General features: G+C 47.2%; 13 protein-coding genes. 12 read left to right on the top strand and 1 reads right to left on the bottom strand.

The genetic code is table 11. The features are described from left to right. Positions 1 to 177 precede the first annotated feature (177 nt). The 5 genes from PAHA3_RS15095 to PAHA3_RS15075 all read left to right on the top strand — a co-directional run bounded on the left by PAHA3_RS15095 (position 178) and on the right by PAHA3_RS15075 (position 3,728). Complete coding sequence (locus PAHA3_RS15095; protein ID WP_062836124.1) at positions 178 to 1,068, top strand: decaprenyl-phosphate phosphoribosyltransferase; 891 nt, start codon at positions 178 to 180, stop codon at positions 1,066 to 1,068. A gap of 19 nt (positions 1,069 to 1,087) precedes the next feature. Then, positions 1,088 to 1,720 carry an HAD family hydrolase gene (locus tag PAHA3_RS15090; RefSeq protein ID WP_082762814.1) on the top strand — a complete coding sequence of 211 codons (633 nt, stop codon included), beginning with the start codon at positions 1,088 to 1,090 and terminating at the stop codon, positions 1,718 to 1,720. Between the two features lie 26 nt (positions 1,721 to 1,746). Further along, positions 1,747 to 2,037: an EamA family transporter gene (locus tag PAHA3_RS15085; protein WP_211175697.1), complete on the top strand. Its 291-nt coding sequence runs from the start codon at positions 1,747 to 1,749 to the stop codon at positions 2,035 to 2,037. Then, positions 2,024 to 2,344, top strand: coding sequence for an EamA family transporter (locus tag PAHA3_RS15080; RefSeq protein ID WP_235599447.1), 321 nt, complete (start codon positions 2,024 to 2,026; stop codon positions 2,342 to 2,344). The genes PAHA3_RS15085 and PAHA3_RS15080 overlap by 14 nt, the downstream gene beginning before the upstream one ends. Before the next feature lie 79 nt (positions 2,345 to 2,423). Continuing rightward, on the top strand, positions 2,424 to 3,728 hold the full coding sequence (locus PAHA3_RS15075) for a DUF6080 domain-containing protein (protein ID WP_062835438.1): 1,305 nt from the start codon (positions 2,424 to 2,426) through the stop codon (positions 3,726 to 3,728). Between the two features lie 91 nt (positions 3,729 to 3,819). Here PAHA3_RS15075 and PAHA3_RS15070 read toward each other — a convergent pair whose 3' ends face one another. After that, positions 3,820 to 6,495 carry a YhgE/Pip domain-containing protein gene (locus PAHA3_RS15070; RefSeq protein ID WP_062835437.1) on the bottom strand — a complete coding sequence of 892 codons (2,676 nt, stop codon included), beginning with the start codon at positions 6,493 to 6,495 and terminating at the stop codon, positions 3,820 to 3,822. Between the two features lie 710 nt (positions 6,496 to 7,205). Between PAHA3_RS15070 and pyrR the strand changes: the two genes are divergently transcribed. From pyrR to pyrE, 7 genes are all read left to right on the top strand, one after another. Beyond that, on the top strand, positions 7,206 to 7,769 hold the full coding sequence (gene pyrR / locus PAHA3_RS15065) for a bifunctional pyr operon transcriptional regulator/uracil phosphoribosyltransferase PyrR (protein WP_017687330.1): 564 nt from the start codon (positions 7,206 to 7,208) through the stop codon (positions 7,767 to 7,769). After that, positions 7,769 to 8,680 carry an aspartate carbamoyltransferase catalytic subunit gene (locus PAHA3_RS15060; RefSeq protein WP_139331913.1) on the top strand — a complete coding sequence of 304 codons (912 nt, stop codon included), beginning with the start codon at positions 7,769 to 7,771 and terminating at the stop codon, positions 8,678 to 8,680. The genes pyrR and PAHA3_RS15060 overlap by 1 nt, the downstream gene beginning before the upstream one ends. A gap of 126 nt (positions 8,681 to 8,806) precedes the next feature. Next, entirely contained in the window at positions 8,807 to 10,111 is a 1,305-nt protein-coding gene (locus PAHA3_RS15055) for a dihydroorotase (RefSeq protein WP_062835435.1), read from the top strand. A 330-nt stretch (positions 10,112 to 10,441) separates the two neighbouring features. Then, entirely contained in the window at positions 10,442 to 11,584 is a 1,143-nt protein-coding gene (gene carA, locus PAHA3_RS15050) for a glutamine-hydrolyzing carbamoyl-phosphate synthase small subunit (RefSeq protein ID WP_062835434.1), read from the top strand. Between the two features lies 1 nt (position 11,585). Beyond that, positions 11,586 to 14,804 (top strand): carbamoyl-phosphate synthase large subunit, encoded by a 3,219-nt coding sequence (carB, locus tag PAHA3_RS15045; RefSeq protein WP_062835433.1) that lies wholly within the window; start codon positions 11,586 to 11,588, stop codon positions 14,802 to 14,804. Between the two features lie 103 nt (positions 14,805 to 14,907). Further along, on the top strand, positions 14,908 to 15,648 hold the full coding sequence (gene pyrF / locus PAHA3_RS15040) for an orotidine-5'-phosphate decarboxylase (protein ID WP_062835432.1): 741 nt from the start codon (positions 14,908 to 14,910) through the stop codon (positions 15,646 to 15,648). Beyond that, positions 15,645 to 16,286, top strand: coding sequence for an orotate phosphoribosyltransferase (gene pyrE / locus PAHA3_RS15035; RefSeq protein ID WP_036674850.1), 642 nt, complete (start codon positions 15,645 to 15,647; stop codon positions 16,284 to 16,286). The genes pyrF and pyrE overlap by 4 nt, the downstream gene beginning before the upstream one ends. Positions 16,287 to 16,485: the final 199 nt, after the last annotated feature.

The following is a 16,485-nucleotide window of genomic DNA, read 5'->3' as shown; positions in this document are numbered from 1 at the left end:
ACTAACCAAGAGAGACCGGAAACGGTCTCTTTTTTTATGTTCATATTAGATTTTTTCATTTACTCCCTTTACAAATTTATACAAGCAACATATGATTAGATCTTTACGTTATTTGTTATATACAGAAGTTGTTGTTGAAGGGAGTTATTGCAATTGTTATCATCACGAACCAGTACGGTGTCTTCACCGGCTACAGGAACAGGAAGTGCAGTGTCAGGATTAGTCAGATTGTTAAGACCCAAACAGTGGACCAAAAATCTCTTGTTATTTGCTGCTTTACTATTCTCCTTTGAGGAGATTCGGACCGAAACCATTCTTGCGACATTGCTTGGTTTTATTCTAATTAGCCTCGTTGCAGGCTGTGTTTATATTTTGAATGACTATGTAGACCGGGATAGAGATCGGCAGCATCCGGTGAAAAAGTTTCGTCCCATGGCTTCAGGGCAGGTGAATCCGACTCATGCTTTGTTGTTCGGTATTATTCTGTTGACCCTTTCCGTAGGAACGGCTTTTGTGATGAACCCGCTATTTGGCGTATTGTGTGTCGTCTACTTCCTGTTGAATGTCTCGTATTCCTTTGTACTGAAACATCTCGTTATCCTGGATATGATGACCATTGCAGCCGGCTTTGTACTTCGTGCCATTGCAGGCGGTGTGCTGATCCATGTGCCATTCACACCGTGGTTTTTGATCTGTACGATGTTGTTGTCGTTGTTTCTGGCCATTGGCAAACGCAGAAATGAACTTACGCTGCTTGAGGGAAATACGGGATCACACCGCAAGGTTTTGGATAACTATTCCATTACGTTGCTGGATCAATTCAATACGATTGTGACGACAGCTACGATTATCAGTTATTCCTTGTTCACATTTACTTCAGATCGGTCCATCCATCTGATGTGGACGATTCCATTGGTCATTTACGGCATGTTCCGTTACCTGTATCTGATCCACATGAAGAATCAGGGCGGCTCGCCAGATCGTGTGCTGTTTGAGGACAAGCCCATATTAATTACGGTTACTTTGTATGTGATAAGTGTTGTTACAATCTTTGCTATCTTTGAATAAAAGGCTGAGGGGGATCAGGGTGAAAAGCACGAAAGTCGCGATTTTTGATATTGATAAAACGATTATACGCAGTGATTCCATGTTTCAATTTGTGCATTATGGTGTTCGGCGTTACCCTTGGCAGGTGTGGAGATTGCCTGTCATTGCATTACATACGGTTTTATTTAAGGCGGGATTCATGACGGTTGAACAAGTCAAACGATCCTACTTTCAAGAAATTGAGCGCATGTCTGAAAAAGATCTCGAACATTTCTTTGATACCCGCTTGCGTACGTCCATTTTTGCCGAGGCCAGTGTAGAGATGCAACATCGCAAGGAAGCAGGCTATCATGTCTTGCTCGTGACCGCATCACCACATGCCTATATGAAATACTTTAAAAACTTTCCCTGGGTGGATCATGTGATCGGGACTGAACTGGTCCGTCATGAGAATGGTTACACATGCAGAATTGATGGCAGCAATTGCAAAGGGGAAGAGAAGGTACGCCGAATTCAGGCTTATCTGAGTGAGAAAAACATGGTCATTGATTATGATCAATCATGTTCCTACTCGGACTCCTTATCCGACCTTCCAGTCATGCAGCTGGTGAGTCAACGATACTTTATTAACAAGCGTGTTCCGGACATGGAGGCATTAACGTGGGGGAAATAAAATCGCGTCATACGGGTAAATGGTTGATGCTCGTCTCCGCTTTTCTGACAGCAACGGGTCAATTGTTCTGGAAATGGGGACTTACCGAGTGGATCTACCTGGGTGTTGGTTTTCTGTGTTATGGAGTTGGAGCGATTTTGATGATCAAAGCTTTTGCTCTGGAGAAACTCTCTGTTGCTTATCCCCTGATGTGTGCCAGCTATGTATTTGCGTTAATCTATGGATATTTTTTGCTTGGGGAAGAAATTACGGTGCAGAAGCTGGCAGCAGTTGTGTTGCTTGGAATCGGGGTGACATTAACCAGTGTTGATCGATAGCTGGATGGTTGCCGTATTAATTGTCATGACGTTGTGTGGTGCACTGGGCGGGGCCGGACTGAAAGCTTATGCCACTAGTCGCAATCGTCTGCATGTACTCATGGGACTTGGATTCTACGGAACGGGTGCGTTGCTGAATATTGTATTGCTGAAGTTTCTTCCATTAACCGTAGTGTTGCCTTCGAACGCATTAACATATGTGTGGACTCTCATCATAGCGCGGCTGGTATTTAAAGAGACAGTGGGCCCTTTACGCTGGATCGGTGTGGCATGTATTATGGGTGGCCTATGTTTATTGGTGTTATAAGTTGAACTAAAGATTAATAACACGAGCACTCAAATTATATATTTTTTTTTATAAAATTTATTGGATGTGAAATGAAAGCATGAAATTTTTGGATTACTTATTTTATAATTCCAGAGTCAACGGGACTGCCTTTTTTCTGTTTGCGGGATTTGCTTTGTTCTATGGTTTAATGAACGGCTCGTATGTTCTGTATATTGAAAATAATGCAGATATGCTTGGGAAATATAGCCCATTCAATACGACGCTGTTTCCAATCAATTTATTCAACTTTGATCCTTCCATGTATTATGGGGACAACAGTTCTTCCGTTATTCATCCGCTGATTTCCTTTCTTGCAGTCACCCTTGCGGCTGTAGCGAAGCTGCTGGGAGGCAACTGGTTCTTCCTGGTCCTGCAATCGCTGGTGAATGCGGGTTCGGTGGTGCTGGCGTTTCTGTTCTTGAGTCAAAAAGAAGACAAGCCGACCATTACACCGCTGCTGTTCGCTTTGTTGTTTGGTTTCAGTTCCTACTTAATGTATACTGCATTGATTCCAGACTCGTATCCGTATGTTCAGTTCGTTATAATGCTCTCTGTGGTTTACATGCAGTATACTCGTGAGCGTCAGGACGTCCGTTATGTACCCAATGCATTGCTTGCGTCCATTAACTTCGGACTAACCTCGACGAATATCGTACCGTTTGCTGCTGCCACTTTCTTCAATATGCATGCATGGCGCAATAAGGCGAAACTGAAGAAGTACATTGGAATCATGGCACTGGCGGTTCTGATTATCGCCGTAGTTACCGGTATTCAGTATGTTGCCTTTGGAGGCCGCAGCTGGGTTAGTAACTGGCTATTGGGCATTCAAAATGGTGGAACCAGCTATGCAACACCATTCCAGTTCGCTGTTCACTGGAAAGCATTGATCATGCTGACCATCAATCCGATGCTGACACCGAAGATGCATTTATTGGACCCAGGCATGGCAGCCTTTGTTACGGATCTATCCCGTTCCAATCCAATCTATGTGCAGATTACAGGTATCTTTATTTTACTATTGGCACTCGTGGGCTTCATTAAGGGCATTCGTGAAAGGGAAGTATGGACCCTTATGCCATATATTCTGTTTGCCTTTTTGCTTCATGTCGTCGTGGGCTTTGGATTGGCTGTATTTCAATATGATATGTACCTGTATGCGGGGCATTATCTGTTTGCGTTCTTCCTGTTGGGTGGAGGTTTCGTCATTAGCCTTCGTCCAGGACTGGGGAAAAAAGTGATTATAGGCTTGATCATGTTATGTATTATCGTTACGGCAAGTAACAACATCTATCGCCATGTCGAAACATTAACAACAATCAAGCAATCCTATAATCAGTTGGAACAGGAACGCGCAGTGAAATAATAAAAATGTATCGATGTATATAAGAAAATAAGAAAAGACCATGGGATGTAAAGTCCAATGGCCTTTCTTTATTTAGTGTCCAGCAAAAGAGTTAAGCAATAATTTTGGTCTTCTTGGCATTCTCGGCTGAACGTTTGGTGAGACTGCTGAGTGGACGTTTCAAAGCGAGAGCAACAATGAGACTCAGCGCGATGAACATACACAACCACAAAATATCCTTGATGGCAGTAGACCACAAGATGCCGCCAACCGACTCACGCAGCAGGCTGATCGCATATGTGAAGGGCATGAACGGGTTCAATGCTTGGAAAAAGGGTGATGTCATGCTGATCGGGAACGTACCGCCGGAGCTGGAGAACTGGAACACCATGAAGATGATGGCGATCCCTTTTCCGATATTCCCAAATACGGATAGCAGGGTGTACGTTATGGTGACAAATACGGCACTCACCAGCATGGCAAACAGGACAAACCACAGTTTATCTGCGACATAGGTACCAAGGATTAAGATATCTCCCAAGGTGACGCATACGGCCTGGAGCAATCCAATAGTTAGAAAAGTAGCAAGACGTCCGAGATACAACTCGTATCCCCGGAACCTGCCATCCGGATTCTCGGCTTCAGCACGAAGCAGAGAGATTAGCAGCGTTGAACCGACCCATAAGGACAACACGCCATAAAATGGCGACATGGCCGATCCATAATTCGGAATCGGGTAAAGTTGCTGTTCCTTGATTTGCACCGGACTCGAAAGGAAAGCACTCTCTTCCTCAATGTCGCCGCGCAGCAGCTTGGCAAGTTCGGCAAACTGGTTATTACCTTCGACTTCCCTGAGCTTGTCCGCAGCCTTGCTGATGGCACTTTCCAATGCTGGCAGATCATCACGTACAAGCGCGGCAACGCGGTGTACTCCTTTTTCGACCTCCGGCAGCTGGTTCTGTACAAATTCAGATGCCTTGCCTATTTGTTTTTCGGCATTAGGCAGATCATGACGAACAAAATCAGCGGCTTCGTTCAGTTTGGTTCCCAGCTTGGGCAGATCATTTCGAATTAATGAAGATACGGTGTTCAAAGCTTGGATAAAACCTTCACTTTTGTTCGCGAGTGTCTCTGATATCTCATGGATCTTGGATTGTATTTCAGGCAGTTCGCTCTGGATTTTCGTTAACTCGGTCTGCCCAAACGTAATCGCTTCTTTGGCTGATGCAAGAATGTCGGCAATATCTGGAATGCGATCCTTTGCTCCTTGTAGAGTTTCTGCTGAAGTGGAGAGGATAGACCTGAGCTTATCTGCACCAACTGCAAGCGCAGGTGATATTTCACTTTCATAGGTGTTTAAGGTATTGCCTATCCCGCTGCTAATGTCTTTGGAGAGCGTATTTAACTGCACGATGACTTCTGCGGGCAGCGTTGTATTGCGACGCATGGCATCACTGATGATGTCAGCCAAGCGGATTTGCAACTGAAGTTTGTCTGATACGGTGTTCAGTTGTGTAATTTTATCAGCAAGTGGTTGGCTTGGAAGCAAGTTATTGATGTTGCCCAGTAGTTCTGCCATGCTGTCGATGAGTTTTACCGCGATTCCCAAGCGAGCAGCGATCCGGTCTAGATCTTCTGCTGTCGGCAGGTTATTGAGATCCGAATTTTGCAATTGTGCAAATACGTCTCCTGCAGCGTTAGTAATCTGTTGCACCAGCATTAGATTTTGACGGATCGCAGGGCCAATGGCCTGAAACGCTTCTTCACTGGAATCCACAAATTGATTCAAGCCTTCGGTGAGCTCAATCCCGTTGCCAGCGATTTGTGATACTTTGTCCAGATCTTGCTCTGCGGCCGTTACGATAGACAGAGCTTTGTCGGTTTTATCCAGCGCCGTTTGGATGACACTTGATACCTGACCAAAGTTTTCATCCACTTCTCGAATGCGTGCTACGGCTTTTTGTATATCCGGTATTCGCCCCTGAATAGCCAGTACTTCGGAAGCCGCATCATTAATTTGTGGCCAATACTCCTGCACCTTGAGCACATACTGTGCCGCTTCATTGATTTCAGGCAGTTTTTTTTCGATTTCAACGATCTTTTGAGCATCTTTTACAATATCAGGCATCGCTTTTTCTACTTCCAGAACCTTTTGACCAGCGGCTTGTATAGCCGGAAGGTTTTTCTCCAGCGTGAAAATGCCATTCTCCATCTTGCGTAATGTTGGAAGCTGCGCATTAATTTCAACCCCGGCTTCTTTCAGCTTGGTTAGAACTGCCTCACTAACAGCTTCAGTGAAATTCTCATTGATTTGCGTTGTTATTGCAGATACACCGGAGCCTGTGATTTTTGGAGCAATGGCATTCACCTTCTCATTGACGGTGTAGATTACTTCCGGTCGCTCCAGCTTCCCATCAACGATACCTGTAATTTTGGATGAAAAGTCCCCCGGAATGAGCAGGCTTGCATAATACTCTCCAGTTTGCACACCCCGATTAGCCTCAGCCTGGTCCACAAAAGTCCAGCCCAGCTTTTCGTTCTGCTTCAGGCTCGATACCAATTCATCTCCGATATTAACGTTGGTTCCTTCAACAGTCGCCCCCTTGTCCTCAGTTGTCACCGCAATTTTGATCCCTTGGGTGTTACTGTACGGGTCCCATACGGACTTTACGTTGACCCAGTCATACACCCCGGGCAGTAAAATAATAGCCACAATTAGAAATATACCTGTGGGAACCTTCAGAATGTGCAACCAGTCTGTTTTGTAAACGTGCCAAATGTGACGCATGACTTCCTCCTAAATGTACATGAATGTAGGGATTAACTTCTTTCTATGACTCATATTTGTGAATCGTATGTATATCGGCTTTATTTAAGCATCTATGAATGGGATCGTGTTTATAAACTGTACCCATTTCACTTGGAGCTAATGCAGAGCCTTCATATATTCCGTAAGATGAAACGCACCGATTGTTCTAAAAAGAAGGGATATATCTCAACTTTGAATATAGTCAAAGGGTTATTTTGGCTATATCGGATTTCTCATTTGCCTATGGATAAATATACAGAAATGTTGTATAATTATGAATAGCCAATGAGATGTAATGTGCATGGATGTTTTTAGGCCTAACTGCTGATTCTAAGAAGAACGTAGCAGAGGATTTTCACCTGCGATGGTGAGGTGTTGACAGGGGGTTGTCTTTCTGTCATAATTCATGAAGACAAACGGACATATTGACTACAGAACCCTGTGAGGTCCTGCAATATGAACGACATGAATAGCACCTTTAAATCAGTCCCGTGAGACTGGCAAGGTAACGTGAACGATACATCGTTTTTTGCTGCGGCAAATGAAGCGATGCATCCCCGAGAGTAAACTTTCTTCAGAGCGGTCTGAAGTTCGGAGACTCCTTGCCAATAAACACGGCAAGGAGTCTTTTTTGTTCTCCTCGTCACGGGGCCACGATGCTGAAGGGAAATCCTGAGGAGGCTGAACGCATGAGCACAGAGACACATGTCATTATGGATGAGACGGCGATCCGCCGCGCATTAACACGGATTGCCCATGAGATATTGGAGAAAAACAAAGGAATCGACGATTGTGTGTTGGTCGGTATCCGTACACGCGGGGTCTACCTGGCAGAACGGATCGCGGCCAAGATTGAAGAAATCGAAGGCGCCAAAGTACCCTGGGGAGAACTGGATGTGACTCCTTACCGCGATGACCGCTTGGATGAAAATAAAGCGAATCGCAAGGAAATGTTGATTATGACACCTGAATCACTTTCAATTCATAACAAAAAAGTGATTTTGTTCGATGATGTGCTCTATACCGGACGTACCATTCGCGCAGCAATGGATGCCCTGATGGACTGTGGAAGACCGCAGAACATTCAGCTGGCTGTACTCGCAGACCGCGGACACCGGGAACTTCCGATTCGACCTGATTTTATCGGCAAGAATGTGCCGACTTCCAAATCAGAGGAGATCGAGGTTGCACTCATGGAAACGGATGGACAGGACGAAGTCAAAATCACTCAGAACCGGGGGGAGCAAGCATGATGATTACACAACCAGCATTGAGAGACCGGAGCTTGCTTGGACTGAAGGAACTAAGCCGAGGAGAGATCGAGTCGATTCTGAACAGGGCAGCTCACTGGGAAGCACAGAAAGAAAAACTCGTTCCTGTACTGGAATCACGCTTCGTTGCGAACATGTTCTTCGAGAACAGCACACGTACCCGTTTCTCCTTCGAAATGGCAGAGAAACGACTGGGCGCACAAGTGCTGAACTTTACGGCAGCCGCATCCAGTGTGGAAAAAGGAGAGTCCATCTACGATACGGTACGCACACTTGAGTCGATGGGCATTGATGCAGGGGTGATCCGGTTGAAACCGGCAGGCGTTCTGCAACAACTGGCTCAGAAAGTGAGTGTTCCGCTCGTGAACGCCGGAGACGGCAACAATGAGCATCCTACACAGGCACTGCTGGACCTCTACACGATGAGGAAAGCATTTGGCGAACTGAAGGGCTTGCGTGTCTCCATCATTGGCGACATTCTGCATAGCCGCGTAGCGCGCTCCAACCTGTGGGCACTGCAAAAGTTTGGCGCAGATGTACGCTTCTGTGCACCACAAACGATGCAGGCACCTGAACTCGCAGAGCATGCTCCTTATGTCGGTCTTGAAGAAGCGCTGGATGCAGATGTAGTCATGATGCTCCGTGTTCAACTGGAACGTCATCAACATGGCTTAATTACTTCAGCTGAGGATTATCGCGAACACTACGGATTGACGGAAGAACGGGCATCACGTCTAAAACCTAGCACCATTATCATGCACCCTGCTCCTGTGAATCGCAACGTCGAGGTAGATGACGCGGTTGTGGAGAGTGAAGCATCGCGGATCTTCCCGCAGATGGCAAACGGCGTTCCCATCCGCATGGCGGTTATGGAACGTGCGATGAAACTGTAACAGGGTCTGGCTGTGGGTCATAGGCTGACGGTACGGTAGTTCTTATAGAGCAATAAGAGAGTACACGATAAAGAAAATCATCCGGCTTGCCTGGTAAGCCGGACAGAACCGAAGCGGAGGGCAATTATGCTACAGATTATAAAGAATGCGAACGTCTTGAACCAAAAAGGGGAACTTGAACGGAAAACCATCATTATAGATGAAGGTAAAATTAAAAAAATCGCTGGTCTGGAAGACCAAGCCGTACTGGATGCCGAAAAGTCAGCGCATAGTGTGACAGACGCATCAGGCAAACTGGTCATTCCGGGATTGATCGATATGCACGTGCATCTGCGTGAACCTGGATTCGAACACAAAGAGACGATCGAGACAGGTGCCCGTTCAGCAGCACAAGGCGGTTTTACAACGATCGCTTGCATGCCGAACACGAGACCAGTTACAGACACAGCGGAAGTTGTGAAACTGGTGTTGGATAAAGCCAAAGAAGCTGATCTGGTTAAAGTGCTGCCTTATGCAGCCATTACGAAAAACGAACTGGGTCGTGAACTTACCGACTTTGCCGCATTAAAAGAAGCAGGGGCTATCGGATTCACGGATGACGGTGTAGGCGTACAAAACGCTCAAATGATGAAAGATGCCATGAGCCTCGCCGCTAGCATGGATATGCCCGTGATCGCACATTGTGAAGATGACTCACTGGTTGTCGGTGGATATGTGACGGAAGGCGAGTTTTCGAAGCGTCACGGCATCAAAGGGATTCCAAATGAATCCGAGGCCATCCACGTTGGCCGTGATATCCTGCTTGCAGAAGCAACGGGAGTTCATTACCACGTCTGCCACGTAAGTACAGAACAGTCGGTTCGCCTGATCCGTCTGGCGAAGTCCATCGGCATTAAAGTAACTGCTGAGGTGTGTCCACACCATCTGGTGTTGTCGGATGAAGATATCCCGGGTATGGACGCCAACTGGAAAATGAACCCGCCACTACGTTCACCACGTGATGTGCAGGCGTGTATCGAAGGTTTGCTGGACGGTACGCTGGACATGATCGTAACCGATCACGCGCCACACAGTGAAGAAGAGAAAGCTAGAGGCATGGAGTTGGCACCATTCGGAATCGTTGGATTCGAAACAGCCTTCCCGCTGCTGTATACGAAGTTTGTAGAAACAGGACTTTGGAGCTTGGACTTCTTGGTGAAACGCATGACTGCTGATCCGGCACGTGTATTCCGACTAGATACAGGTAAACTGGAAGAGGGAGCACCAGCGGATATCACGATGATTGACCTGAACGAGGAAAAAGCAGTTGATCCTGCAACGTTTGCCACCAAAGGAAGAAACACACCATTCACAGGCTGGAAGCTGAAAGGCTGGGCCGTACAAACTTGGGTGGATGGCAAAAGCGTATGGCAAAACACGGTACAACAATAAAACGGTAATTTAGTAAATTAATAAATCAGTACACCAGTAACATCAACTAACTCGAGGCAGATTATGCCGAGAGTCCAATATACGAAACAAGCAAAGTTGAATGTCATGATTTTGAACTTGGACACCAACGTAACTGCGGAGCGGACAGAAAAGACCCGAAGAAGCAAAGCGTTCGCCTTTATCACCGGATTACATCATTTGAAAAATGATAAAAAGTAATCCGGGGATAACAGCGATCAAAGGGTTTTCTGTCAGCGGAGCCGCACGAAGTTTCCAGAAAGTTCAACCCCAATGCATTCAACGTTGATAAACACAGAGGAGTGAAATGGGATGCAGGCACAGGCGAGATTATTGTTGGAAGACGGCACACTGTTCACCGGGAAAGCATTTGGTGCTGAAGGTGAAACGACAGGTGAGGTCGTTTTTAATACGGGAATTACAGGCTATCAAGAGGTGCTTTCGGATCCTTCCTATTGCGGTCAAATCGTAACCATGACGTATCCGCTGATCGGAAACTACGGTATTACGCGTGATGACTTCGAGTCGATTCGTCCATACGTACACGGTTTCGTCGTGCGTCGTCATGAGCCAACGCCAAGCAACTGGCGTGCGGAATATAGCGTAGACAATCTGCTCAAGGAATACGGCATCGTAGGAATCAGCGAAATTGATACACGCATGTTGACTCGCCGGATTCGTCACCACGGCACAATGAAGGGAATTCTCACAACAGGATCGAAGCCTGTGGAAGAACTGCTGGAGATGATGGGAGATACCACAATCGCCGAGCTGCGTAACCAGGTGCCTATGACTTCTACGGAACATGTCTACAACAGCCCGGGAACGGCTGAACGTATTGTGCTTGTGGATTATGGTGCGAAAACAGGAATCTTGCGCGAACTCAGCAAACGTAACTGTGACGTTGTTGTTGTTCCACACGATGTAACAGCAGACGAGATTCGTCGCCTGAACCCGGACGGCATTCAACTGTCCAACGGCCCTGGGGACCCGAAAGACGTACCTCACGCAGTTAAAATGATCAGTGAACTGCTTGGTGAATATCCGATCTTCGGCATCTGCCTGGGTCACCAATTGTTCGCACTTGCGGCAGGAGCAGACACCGAAAAACTTAAGTTTGGACATCGCGGAGGAAACCACCCGGTGAAAGAACTCGAGAGCGGACGTTGCTTCATCACATCCCAGAACCATGGATTTACCGTAAACGAAGAGTCTGTGAAGAGTACAGACCTGGAAGTTACACATATCAACAATAACGATAAGACCATTGAAGGTCTGAAACATAAATCATTCCCGGCATTCTCGGTTCAATATCACCCTGAAGCAGCCCCGGGTCCTTACGACAACAGCTATCTGTTTGACCGCTTCATCGAGATGATTCGCGAGCACAAGATCACTAACCCGCAAAAGCCGCGTCAAGCCGTATTGGCAGCCGCAGTGAAAGGAGCACAATAACATGCCGATTAACAAAGATCTCAAAAAAATCCTGGTGATTGGTTCCGGTCCAATCGTCATCGGTCAAGCGGCCGAGTTCGACTATGCCGGCACACAAGCTTGCCAGGCTCTGAAAGAAGAAGGCGTGGAAGTTGTACTTATCAACAGCAACCCGGCTACCATTATGACGGATACAAACATGGCTGACAAAGTATACATTGAGCCCATCACACTGGATTTTGTAACCCAAATCATTCGTCAAGAGCGTCCAGACGGCTTGCTGCCAACACTGGGTGGTCAGACAGGTCTGAACATGGCGGTAGAACTGGCACGTGCAGGCGTGCTGGAACGTGAAAATGTGAAATTGCTCGGAACACAGCTGACTTCCATCGAGAAAGCGGAAGATCGTGATCTGTTCCGTGACCTGATGCGAGAATTGGAACAGCCTGTACCTGAGAGTGTGATCGTGACGACACTTGAAGAATCACTTGAATTTGCAAATGAGATTGGTTATCCAATCATCGTACGTCCAGCCTATACGCTGGGCGGCACAGGCGGCGGAATCTGTGCGAACGAAGAAGAGCTGCGCGAGACTGTGGTAGCGGGAATTCGTTACAGCCCGATTGGGCAATGTCTGGTCGAGAAGAGCATTGCAGGCATGAAAGAAGTCGAGTACGAGGTTATGCGGGACAAAAACGATAACTGTATCGTTGTCTGCAACATGGAAAACTTTGACCCGGTAGGGGTTCATACAGGCGACAGTATCGTTGTGGCACCAAGCCAAACATTGTCGGACCGTGAATATCAAATGCTGCGTTCAGCTTCCCTGAAAATCATCCGTGCCCTGAACATCGAGGGTGGATGTAACGTACAGTTTGCACTGGACCCACACAGCTTCCAATACTATGTTATCGAAGTAAATCCACGGGTAAGCCGTTCATCGGCCCTGGCTTCCAAAGCAACGGGTTATCCGATTGCCAAAATGGCTGCCAAAATCGCCATGGGTTACACATTGGATGAAATCGTGAACCCGGTAACTGGCCAAACGTATGCTTGCTTCGAGCCTACACTGGATTATATCGTGAGCAAAATCCCTCGCTGGCCGTTCGACAAGTTCATCTCAGCGAACCGTAAACTGGGAACTCAGATGAAAGCAACAGGCGAAGTTATGGCGATTGGCCGGACATTCGAAGAGTCGATTCACAAAGCAGTTCGTTCCCTGGAAATTGGCGTACATCGCCTCTACCTGAAGGATGCCGAAACGCTGGACGAAGCTACCCTGAACGAGCGTCTGATCAAAGCAGATGATGAGCGTATCTTCCTGATTGCCGAGGCATTCCGTAGAGGTTATACGCTGCAACAGCTACAGGATCTGACCAAGATTGACTGGTGGTTCCTGGACAAAATCGAAGGTCTGATCGCATTCGAAGATCGCATTCGTGAAGAATCCGAATTGTCTTCTGACATTCTGTATCAAGCGAAACGCCTTGGATTCACAGACCGTGCGATTGCGGAACTGCGTGCGCAAGGTCAACCTGGAGGCACATTAACAACTGAAGCGGAAGTTAGAACTCGCCGGGAAGCAGAGAACCTGCGCCCAGTGTACAAAATGGTAGATACATGTGCGGCTGAGTTCGAAGCAACAACGCCATATTACTACTCAACTTACGAGACAGAGAATGAAGTTATCCCTTCAGACAAGCAAAAAGTTGTGGTGCTGGGTTCAGGACCAATCCGGATCGGTCAAGGGATCGAGTTCGACTACTCAACTGTACACGCAGTATGGGCATTGCAAAAAGCAGGATATGAAGCAGTCATTATCAATAATAACCCGGAGACGGTGTCTACGGACTTTAATACATCCGATCGCCTGTACTTTGAACCGCTCTTCTTCGAAGATGTCATGAACGTGATTGAACAGGAGAAACCAGTAGGGGTTATCGTGCAGTTCGGTGGTCAAACGGCCATCAACCTGGCAGCACCACTGCGTAATGCAGGCGTAACCATTCTCGGAACGGATCTGGAAAGCATCGATGAGGCGGAGGACCGCAAGAAGTTCGAGCGTCTGCTCTCCCGTCTGGAGATTGCACAGCCGAAAGGTAAAACGGTCATTTCCGTTGATGATGCGGTAGAAACAGCTCAAAGCCTGGGCTACCCGGTACTGGTTCGTCCTTCCTATGTGCTCGGTGGTCGTGCGATGGAGATTGTATACTCCGATGCAGAATTGCTGACATACATGGAACAGGCGGTTAAAATCAATCCGGAGCATCCGGTCCTGATCGACCGTTATATGATGGGTAAAGAAGTTGAGGTTGACGCCATCTGTGATGGTGAAACGGTATTGATTCCAGGAATCATGGAACATATCGAGCGTGCAGGGGTTCACTCGGGTGACTCCATCGCGGTATATCCTCCTCAACACCTGTCCCAGGATATGAAAGAGAAAATTGTAGAGATTACAATCAAAATTGCAAAAGAACTGAAAACGGTAGGTTTGGTCAACATCCAGTTTGTTATCCATGATGGCCAAGTGTACATTATCGAGGTGAACCCGCGTTCATCCCGTACCGTACCATTCTTGAGCAAAGTAACCAACATTCCGATGGCGAACTTGGCAACACAAGCCATTCTGGGTGTGAAACTGAAAGATCTTGGCTATGTCGATGGACTGTGGCCTGAATCGGATCATGTATCTGTCAAAGTTCCGGTCTTCTCCTTCGCGAAGCTGCGTCGTGTAGAACCAACCCTCGGACCTGAGATGAAATCCACAGGTGAGGTTATGGGCCGTGACCCAAATTACGCTAAAGCGTTGTTCAAAGGTCTCATCGGCGCAGGAATGAAAATTCCGGCAACCGGAGCGATTGTTGTGACTGTAGCAGACAAAGACAAGGACGAAGCGGTTCCTTTGCTCGAAGGTTTCTACAGACTGGGTTACAAAATCATGGCTACCGGCGGAACAGCAGCTGCGCTTGAAGCGGCGAACATTCCGGTAACGACTGTGAACAAATTAAGTGAAGGTTCGCCGAACATTCTCGATATGATCCGTAGCGGCGAAGCAAACTTTGTCTTCAACACACTCACCAAAGGCAAAACACCGCAGCGTGATGGATTCCGTATCCGTCGTGAAGCGGTAGAAAACGGCATTGTATGTATGACTTCATTGGATACGATTCGTGCGCTGCTGATCATGCTGCAAACGATCAACTTCTCTTCGGAAGCAATGCCTGTCTTTGTAAAATAAATAACTCTCTGATGAAGGACATCAGTCAGCCTGCGGGCTGGCGGGATGTCCTTTATATCGGGCAAAAACGGAAAAAATGAGCAAGTGGAGGGGAGCGCTGGTGATGAATCACACGAATTTCAATGAAATGGCTGGCCGTCTGATGGTGGCACTGGATTATCCTGGAGCTGAAGAAGCAAAAGCATTGGTACAAGCTCTTGAAGGCATTCCCTGTTATCTGAAGGTGGGCATGCAGCTGTTCTACGCAGCAGGACCGGACTTTATTCGGGAGCTGAAATCCAAAGGCTACTCCGTTTTTCTGGATGTGAAAATGCATGACATTCCGAACACCGTTCGTGGCGGTGCTGAGAGTATCACACGTCTTGGGGTAGACATGTTCAATGTACATGCAGCGGGGGGAACCATCATGATGCGTGCTGCACGTGAAGGTGCTGAGGCAGCAATCGCCGCCGATCCTTCCTTAAGCAAGCCAGAGATCATTGCAGTGACCCAATTGACCAGTACAAGCCTGGAAACAATGAATACCGAGATTGGCATTCCGGGAAGTGTGGAAGCTGCTGTGGTTCGATATGCAGGACTAGCCCAAGAGGCCGGACTGGATGGGGTTGTTGCTTCTCCACTGGAAGTGCCCGCAATTCGGGCAGCGTGCGGCAGTGCTTTTCACACCGTTACTCCAGGAATTCGTCCAGCGGGTAGTGGTCTGGGAGATCAGACACGTGTCTTGACGCCGGGTGAAGCTATTGCCAGAGGCAGTCATTACATTGTTGTAGGCAGACCCATTACAGGCGCTCCCAATCCGCGTGAAGCGGCAGAAACCATTTTGAAGGAGATGTTGAACGCATGATCGAACTGAATGAGATTCCAAATCATATTGCTTCCCAACTGTTGAAAATTAAAGCCGTGGCGTTGCGTCCGCAACAACCATTTACATGGACATCCGGCATCAAATCACCAATTTATTGCGATAACCGCTTAACGATGTCCTACCCCGAGATTCGCAACGATATCGCTGAAGCTTTTGCAACAATCATTCGTAACCAGTATCCAGATGCAGAAGTCATCGCAGGTACGGCAACCGCAGGTATTCCGCATGCTGCATGGGTAGCTCAGAAGTTGAATCTGCCAATGGCTTACATTCGTGATAAAGCGAAAGGACATGGTAAGGAGAACCTGATTGAAGGTCTGATTACCGAAGGACAGAAAGTGGTTGTCATTGAAGATCTGATCTCCACAGGTGGAAGCTCGATCAAAGCAGCCGAAGCTGTACGCGTAGCAGGTGCAACACCTCTCGCCGTGCTTGCGATCTTCAGCTATCAGCTGGACAAAGGTGTTAAAGCATTCGAAGATGCTGGAATTCCACTTCAGACGCTGTCCAATTATACGGCTCTGATGGATGTGGCTCTGGCGCAAGGAACGATTCAGGAGAGTGATTTTGAATTGCTTAAATCCTGGCGTGAAGATCCTTCTTCATTTGGTAAATAATATCATTGATACCCCGAAATAATGTTCAGGAATGAACGGTATCAAAATTGTAATGATTGCCGTCATAGCGGCAAAACCATCGAATATACAAGAGGCACCCCACACTTTGGGGTGCTTTTTTCGTTTGTTCATCAAAATATTAACTTTTTCCCTCTGCCGTTGTAAAAAGCTTGTAACTTTTAGTTGTGATCGGTCGTTT

The organism is Paenibacillus amylolyticus (assembly GCF_001570725.1).
In the GTDB taxonomy this organism is placed as follows: Bacteria; Bacillota; Bacilli; order Paenibacillales; family Paenibacillaceae; genus Paenibacillus; species Paenibacillus amylolyticus_A.
Note: the sequence above shows the minus strand (reverse complement) of the source record. Positions and strands in the feature narration are given on the sequence as shown.

Coding starts and splice junctions, on each gene's coding strand:
- PAHA3_RS15085 (WP_211175697.1), top strand. CDS start 1,747: ATGCTCGTCTCCGCTTTTCTGACAGCAACGGGTCAATTGTTCTGGAAA.
- PAHA3_RS15075 (WP_062835438.1), top strand. CDS start 2,424: ATGAAATTTTTGGATTACTTATTTTATAATTCCAGAGTCAACGGGACT.
- PAHA3_RS15070 (WP_062835437.1), bottom strand. CDS start 6,495: ATGCGTCACATTTGGCACGTTTACAAAACAGACTGGTTGCACATTCTG.
- pyrR (WP_017687330.1), top strand. CDS start 7,206: ATGAGCACAGAGACACATGTCATTATGGATGAGACGGCGATCCGCCGC.
- PAHA3_RS15060 (WP_139331913.1), top strand. CDS start 7,769: ATGATTACACAACCAGCATTGAGAGACCGGAGCTTGCTTGGACTGAAG.
- PAHA3_RS15055 (WP_062835435.1), top strand. CDS start 8,807: ATGCTACAGATTATAAAGAATGCGAACGTCTTGAACCAAAAAGGGGAA.
- carA (WP_062835434.1), top strand. CDS start 10,442: ATGCAGGCACAGGCGAGATTATTGTTGGAAGACGGCACACTGTTCACC.
- carB (WP_062835433.1), top strand. CDS start 11,586: ATGCCGATTAACAAAGATCTCAAAAAAATCCTGGTGATTGGTTCCGGT.
- pyrF (WP_062835432.1), top strand. CDS start 14,908: ATGAATCACACGAATTTCAATGAAATGGCTGGCCGTCTGATGGTGGCA.
- pyrE (WP_036674850.1), top strand. CDS start 15,645: ATGATCGAACTGAATGAGATTCCAAATCATATTGCTTCCCAACTGTTG.